Annotated in this window: 5 protein-coding genes; 3 read left to right on the forward strand and 2 right to left on the reverse strand. The window is 35.3% G+C overall.

Annotated elements, in window-relative coordinates:
• The first annotated feature begins 26 nt into the window (after window positions 1–26).
• Window positions 27–773 (forward strand): serine hydrolase, encoded by a 747-nt coding sequence (locus AVL50_RS09295; protein ID WP_256366113.1) that lies wholly within the window; start codon window positions 27–29, stop codon window positions 771–773.
• Between the two features lie 55 nt (window positions 774–828).
• Here the strand turns inward: AVL50_RS09295 and AVL50_RS09300 are convergent, their stop codons facing one another.
• Window positions 829–1,545, reverse strand: coding sequence for a hypothetical protein (locus AVL50_RS09300; RefSeq protein ID WP_062616223.1), 717 nt, complete (start codon window positions 1,543–1,545; stop codon window positions 829–831).
• A 156-nt stretch (window positions 1,546–1,701) separates the two neighbouring features.
• Between AVL50_RS09300 and AVL50_RS09305 the strand changes: the two genes are divergently transcribed.
• Window positions 1,702–2,199 carry an SMI1/KNR4 family protein gene (locus AVL50_RS09305; protein ID WP_062616224.1) on the forward strand — a complete coding sequence of 166 codons (498 nt, stop codon included), beginning with the start codon at window positions 1,702–1,704 and terminating at the stop codon, window positions 2,197–2,199.
• 101 nt (window positions 2,200–2,300) lie between these two features.
• Window positions 2,301–2,732, forward strand: coding sequence for a hypothetical protein (locus AVL50_RS09310; RefSeq protein ID WP_062616225.1), 432 nt, complete (start codon window positions 2,301–2,303; stop codon window positions 2,730–2,732).
• A gap of 254 nt (window positions 2,733–2,986) precedes the next feature.
• On the opposite strand, the gene AVL50_RS09315 is transcribed toward AVL50_RS09310, so the two are convergent.
• Window positions 2,987–6,865, reverse strand: coding sequence for a T9SS type A sorting domain-containing protein (locus AVL50_RS09315; RefSeq protein ID WP_082795735.1), 3,879 nt, complete (start codon window positions 6,863–6,865; stop codon window positions 2,987–2,989).
• Window positions 6,866–7,731: the final 866 nt, after the last annotated feature.

Genomic DNA, 7,731 nt, shown 5'->3' on the forward strand with positions numbered 1-7,731 from the left:
AGTGAAATTATAACATCAATGATTATCTGAAAACACCAATAAATAATAATACAAAAATATCATTTTTACGCTTGGCCAACCATACTTCAGGACTGCCAGGATTGCCTTCCAACCTTGAACTTACAAAGGTAAACCCCAAAAATCCTTATAAAGAATACCGAGAGAAAGAGCTTTATAAATACCTAACAGAATCGCTTGAATTATCCAATAAAGGAGAGTATTTATATTCAAATTTAGCAGTAGGTTTACTCGGTTATACACTAAGTGAAATTGAGAATGACACGTATGAGCATCTTCTCCAGAAAAAGATATTTTCTAACTATAATATGAGGAACTCAACGTCAGTTTTGGATAATATTAAAGGAGACTTAGTGGCAGGTTTAAATACAGCAGGAGAGGAAACTTCTAATTGGGAATTTTCAGTATTAGCTGGAGCCGGCGGTATCTTTTCAACCGTGGAAGATTTATCAAATTTTGCAATTGCTCAGTTTGACCAAACCAACAAAGCACTTCAATTGACAAAAGGGAAAACCTTTGAAATCAATGATGATATGGATATTGGTCTAGGTTGGCATATTTTAAAATCTCAAGCTGACAATAATTGGTATTATCATATGGGAGGAACCGGAGGGTATACTTCAACCATGATCATTGATGATGTCTCAAAAAATGGAATCATCGTTTTATCGAATGTTTCTGCTTACAATCCAAATATGGTCAATGTCGAGAAAATGAGTTTTGAATTGATGAAAACACTTTTGCCATCAGAGTAATTTCTTTGAAGAAAAAGTAAAAATTACCCGCCAATAAAAAGGCGGGTATTTACAATTATAATTTCACTGCTTTTTCAACGAGTACATCATAAGTATATCCGGCACCAAAATCTTTATTTAGGATTACGTTACCTTTGATAGTGACTACTTCACCTACAGAAAAATTATCGTCAGTTGTCACTGTAATATCATATTGACCATTGCCAATCGTTCCATCTTGCAGGTGTACAAAATTCACATTCATCACACCATTATTAACCTTCACCACTTGACCTTTAATGATCACCTCTTTGTTAGAATAATCATTCATATTATTAAAAAGTTCAGCGATTCGAATTCCGTTAGGAGCTTTATCAATATCTTTAACTTGAGGGCTTCCTTGTGGAGCACTCTTTTTCACTGTCTTATTCACTTTTTGGGCTTGATCACGAATCCCTTCAGCAAAAATGACACTTTCGAAAGTCCTGTTTAGCGTTTTACTTTCGAAGTTTTGCATTTCCATCCCTCCATCATAATAGTAAGTCGCTCCAATTTCAATAGGTCTTCCAGGCACTGCCATCCAATACTCTTTCCCTTTTTCAGTTACTTTAATGTATACATATCCACCCGAAGCTATTTTCTCATTGACCACAATTTTATGTGTATTTGCATCTAATACCTCTTCTGTACTCGTTGTAGCTTCTGTTTTTACTGATGATTTTGCTTGATCTGAATTATCACAGCTTGCCAAAAAACAAGATGCAGATAAAAACAATGCATGAATAATTTTCATTCTCGATTAAATTTTGATTTTGAGTAAAATTAATCAAATCATTTAGAGTAGGTGGGTTAGTGTACATTTATTATCTTTCTTTTACTATTTTTGGTTAAAAGTGGCATTCGATAAAAATTTCACTATTTTGAAAACTACTTTCAAGCAAATTATAAAATGAAAAATAGCATTGAGAATATTATTTCTCTTTCAAAGCAAATTTATCGGTTAGAAAACAACGAAGAATTGCATATATATGGTGCAAGTCCTGAAGAAATTAAGAGTGCAGAATTAGACCTTGATATAGAGTTCTCTACTGAATTAAAGGAGTTTTTATTACATATTAATGGGTTGTCTAGTTTTTGTACTGGCCTAGACTATTCTTCGTTTTCTAAGCTAAATGAATTTAGATATACTTATGAAGCTAATCCTGCTTTAATAGAGATCTATCAGCAAGATAATGAGGATGGATTATATGAATGGCTTAATAGTAGTTTAATCATTGGAGGGATTTACGAAGAAACATTATTGTTTCTATCAGAGTTTGAAGGAACTGTGTCATATTATAGATATAATGCCTCAATTCCTGGTTTTATAGAATACAATTCTTTTAGAGAGTATTTAGAATATTACAAAGCCTACCTTCAATCTTATTTGGAGGATATAATAGTGTAGGTACAATGTTAATCATCATCACTAATTTTCATAAAAAAGCTCATCATCTTTCAAAGTATTCGTAATACTGCAAATAATTACTTTAAAGTATCAACATCAAAATGGTTTCACTTAGCGAAATAATAAAGCAATCTATCGATTTCATAAGTTATCAATTAAATGATGAAGTCAATCAATATGAAATTGAAAATCAAATAAAAAAAGTAAGAAGAGATAGAAGCTTTGCTGATAATATCATGACCCAAATCTTAAAGAGTTGGAGTGTTGATAGTGAAAAGGTAATTTTGATACTTCATTATGAACACGATTCAGATACAATTGCATACAAGATGGATTCAATTGATGAATTGAATAGAAAGTTAAAATCAGATTTTTATCACTTGAACCCATTTATATCTTATGTAATTCCTATCGTAAAAGGAAAAGTAAAGACATTTAAAATGTTTGATCAAGATGATAATGAAATCATAAAAGAAGAGATAGGGTTTAATGTAAAAGAATACCTTGACCATCTTAAAATTAAATGGGATTAACAAAGCTCTTCCCTTTAAGAAAAACACTCCACTAATGTCAGAATAACTAACAATAGCGGAGTATTTTTATGAAATGAAATTGAAATGAAAAGCTTAAGTACTAGGACAGAAGAAAAGGGATAATTTCAGATTAAAATTTTTTATTCTAATCGAGGCAGATTTGCAGAGCATAGCCTTAGTTACGCGATAAAAATCTAACGAAGAGTAGGATAAAAAAGGTAAGATAAAATGTCCGTTTACTTTTGTCCTAGTACTTACTTTTTGATAAACTTACCTACTGCCTCAATGTCGTTGCCTTTTACTTTATAGATGTACAAACCTTTTCTCAGTTTGGAAACATCCACACTCGCTGTACCTTGAATTGTTTGGCTTAGAACCAAAGAACCTGTGGTAGTATAGACATTGAATACCATTGGCTGATTTGTATGATCGCCTTTAAGGAATAATGTACCTTCTACGGGGTTAGGGTAAGCTAGAATACCTGATTTTCCAAGATCGTCAATGCTTAATGGAGGATCAGTATCCTCATTACCTGAAACAACAACGTAAACAAAATCAGAGTAACGGTCATCTTCAGAAGTGGCCCATATTTTTACAGCTCCATTTTTCAGACCTGTCACTTTTCCATCTTCAGAAACAGTGGCAATAGTGTTGTTGGCTGATTTGTATTTCACTTCGCCTTCAATACCCAAAGTTTCCACTTCTAATTGCAATGTCTCATCACCTTTGATATTGGCTGTACCAGGTGTCAATATGATTTTACGAGCTTCCTCACCGTCTTCAATAATTCCTTTGTAGAAACCACTTCCCATTACGGCCATCCAAAGCACAGTTGGGTCATTTACATCAAACTCTATTTGATTAATATTGTCAGGCTGACCTATAGTGTGATTACTTTTGATCCAAGTTTCACCTGCATCATAACTAAAATAAACACCAGGATTGGCAGTGATTACACCTTGTGTCAACACCAACATATTTCTGTCAAATGGTGAAACATCAAAGAATTCAATATACTGTGATTCAAAAATTTTGGTCCATGTTGCACCATAATCATCAGAGTAGAATGCACCGCCGCTTTTTACATCTGCCGCTCTTCGTCCTGCCGTTACATATAATCGGCCTGTATGATCAAAAGTGACACTATTGATGCCTTCAATGTTATCGGCTACTTTGATTTCCTTCCATGTTTTACCGCGATCAGTGGTATGGAATAGTCCACCATTTTTTCTAACCTCTTGGTTCCATGGAGAAGCGGCAAAGATTGATGCATAAGTACTGTCTCTTGGATCAAATTCTATATCCTGTATCCACATTTTTGTCGGCATACCATTATTGCTCGGCTCAAAGCTTTTACCAGCGTTGGTAGAGATATGGAAACCACCTTCTTTATCTTTATCTGGGCCATCTGTACCACTACCGCCACCAGAACCGGCCACTTGTGTTACGCCAAAGTACATATAATTGGGGTTGATAGGGTCTATAATGATGCTGTTTGTCCACATCCATTCTTCTGCCTCAGTGGCTTTACCCCAATCCTCAAAAGTATCTGCTCCATCTATTGATTTGAAGATTCTATCAAGATCCTTTTGACGCATAGAAGTAGTATAAACTGTGTTAACATCCCAAGGGTGCGTTGAAATAGCAAAGACACTTTCTTGTGTTTCAGGAATATACTTAACGGCTTGCTTTCCGTTTTCGCCGTCATTAGTACTTCTCCATAAGTGGTGCTCGCCCGAACCTAAATACAAAATACCTTCTCCTAAACGTCTATCTTGGAACAAGCATTGTCCTGGTAAATTACTGTCACCCGTACCCATGATATTGCCGTTTGAAGTATACGTCTCGTTTACTTGCGTAAATGTTTCTCCTTTGTCTGTACTCACAAAAGTATTGTGCGCATAAATCAACATCACATCACCGCGAGCATTGACAGAACAGTAACGCAATGAACGCAGTGGATAATTTTGTCCCCATTGCTGATTAGAAAGCTGATGGCCTTCTTCCATATTATCATTATAAGGATTGTTTCTTTCCATCCAATACTCCTTATCATTCTCCCAAGCCGGACCAAAATCACGTGCTGTATTAATCCAAGACGTACCGCCGTTAGTAGTTTTCCATAAACGGCCCGGAATGATTGACTTTTGAACTTGAGCATCATAGAATCCTACATACAAACCATTTTCTTCACTTGGATCTACATTTAAAGAATTAAAATACTGCAAAGCTGCTGTTGGTAATACTGGATATTGACTTTTTGCTTCTGCTTCAGAAATTTCAAACCATTTCGCGATGTATTGATAATAATTCGTAGAAACTCCACCTGTCAATCGGTTGATATCTAATCCTAAATTTCCATTAATATTTACCCAAGTCTCACCATTGTCTTCCGATTTGAAAATACCGCCATCAGAACTTGTAGTTGTACCATTGGCATGGTAACGCACTTGATCCGCTACATATAATACAAATCTTCCTGAACCTGCATCATAATAGTAATCCATATCCATAATGGTGTTGTTGTCCAACTTTCCTTCACCGATATTGGTCCATGAAGCACCACCGTTTGTAGATTTGAAGATACCGTATTGAGATCCAGCAAAAACCACATCACTATTGGCTGGGTGAACAATGATACGAGAGAACTGTGCTTTGTCATTAAGTCCTTGCGTTAATTCTGTCCATGTTTTACCCGCATCTGTAGTTTTCCAGATCTTACCTTGATACGCTATATTATCATAAATATTTTCATTTCCTCTCGGATTAGAAGCTGTCGGGTTTTGAACTGTACTCCAAAGTTGTTGCTGACCTCTACAGAAGTTCCCTGCCCCTACGTACCAAGTAAAATCATTGCTAGGGTCCATTGCCACTGCTGATACTTTTCTATACCAAGATCTACCATCTCTACCTCCATCAAACTCGAAAGAATACCAAGGACAATTTTTGATTTCTGTCCAACTGCGTGCCGTATCTTGACTGAAGTAAATACGCGAAGATTCAATTGCTACAGCGTATTTAGCTGTTTTTGTAGAATATTGTAATTCATATAAACGGAAGAAGTTTCCTTCTCCATCAACATCTTTGATCGTTTTCCAGCTTTTACCATTATCTTCAGTTTGGTATGTATTTCCCATATCTGGAGATTCCACACAAAAGTCTGGCAATAATGGGTGATAACGAAGGAAGTTAGAGAAACCGGCATTACCAGGACCAAATTGCGTCCATTTAATTTTAGTATCCGATTTTACTTTGCCTGTTTGTACTTGACTCATAAACTCATCAAAGAACGACTTTGTGGTGAATGCCCATACATCACCTGTAATCACATTGCCTCCTTCTTCGATTTCATCTACTCTCCAGAAATATTTTTTATCATTTTCTAAATCGTTGATAACAATACTTGTAGCTGTAATCTCTGTCGCCACTTGCTCCAAGTCATCTGAGTCTGTACCAAGGTATACATTTCTTTTGACGGCAGTTACACCATTTAACCATTGAAGACTTACATCACTAGTGTTGATTGATGTAGCATTGTCTGCAGGAGTTGGTGTAGTCGCTTTTGATTCTGTTGAGACCTTTACCAAAGATACATCATCCATATTCAGGTAAGCTCCTTCTTCTAAATAAGGAATTCTGATATAAGGAAGGAAGGTTGTAAAATTATCATCAACTTCAAACTCAATCAATAGCTGCACAAAATCATCTTTTGCCTCGCTAATCAAAGTTACTTCATGTTGACTAACGCTTTGTGAACTCCCTTGTTTGCCACTGTGTACATCAATGGTAATTTTTTCACCAGCTCGGTCAATATCTGTTCTATAATAAAAAGAAAATTCATATTTCCCTGCTCCTAACTCAGGATAGTGTTCTGTACGGAATGTAGGAACTCCGCTTCCATAATTACGGAATGCCACTTTAAAAGACCTTGCTCCGCTTCGTTTGACTTCAGTGTCTAGTTCAAAACCAGTGAACGGCCAACCTCTCCAAAGTGTTTTTCCTTCATAGTTATAATAACTATCATTAGATCCTGAGGTTGATCCACCTTCAAAGCTTCCGTCCGGTAGCAAGTTTGTTTGTCCTATTGCCAAAAAGGACCATAGAGTAAAAAATAGAAGTGCAGTAAATTTCATACTTATATAGTGTTATTTTTGTTTACTTTTCATTTCATAATGCTCGTTGTATTGTAACTCGGCTGTTGGAGTGCCTTTTCCAATCTCCTCTCCTCTTTATTATTGTCTTAAAATAGAGCAGAAGTCAAGGTCCAAGAAAGAACTGCACCTTAACAGGTTTTTCAACGCCTTCAACAATCAATTTCTAATCAAAATCAAATGATGGAAATTGAAGTCCACATCGTTTACAATACATTGAAGTAATAAAAACAGAAGGAAAAATGATGTATTACTTACCACACTCATTCATGGACAAGAAATAGAATCATCATTTTTCATTTCACCTTCTAGAGTTAAAAAAATTCGCCAACGACCAGCGAATAATGTAAACATAGTAGAGCATTTGCAAAATCTTAGATTAAACTGACTCATAAAGCGGGGGTGAATTATTCACTAAAGAAGAAATCATAATTGTAAATCAATTCAGAAACAAATACTGAAACTTATTGGAGATAAAGTTATTTTTTAATGACCTACTTTTTTGATGTTACATTGCTTTAAGAAAAATATTTCACGAGTTATCGGGGGTATAATTTAGAAGTACACACTCTGCCCACTTTATTTGCTTCCAAATAGCATTTTATCTGTTTTCAATGCCTTTGATGTGGTGTAGATACTTTACAACTCCCATGTTGACTAAATTATCGTCAACTTTCACTCAACATTTCTACAAGCTTTGAAAGTTCTACTTTCAACCTTCCTTCTTCTTCATTTTTCCATTGATGAAAAACGAAGCAAAAAATCTAGGCTTAGAAGTCAAAAGCTAAATTTCATTCCACTCGCCTAAATGATTTTAAACTCGCTTTGCTCAAACAAGAAAATCATTT

It is taken from the genome of Flammeovirga sp. SJP92 (assembly GCF_001583495.1).
Lineage (GTDB): Bacteria > Bacteroidota > Bacteroidia > Cytophagales > Flammeovirgaceae > Flammeovirga.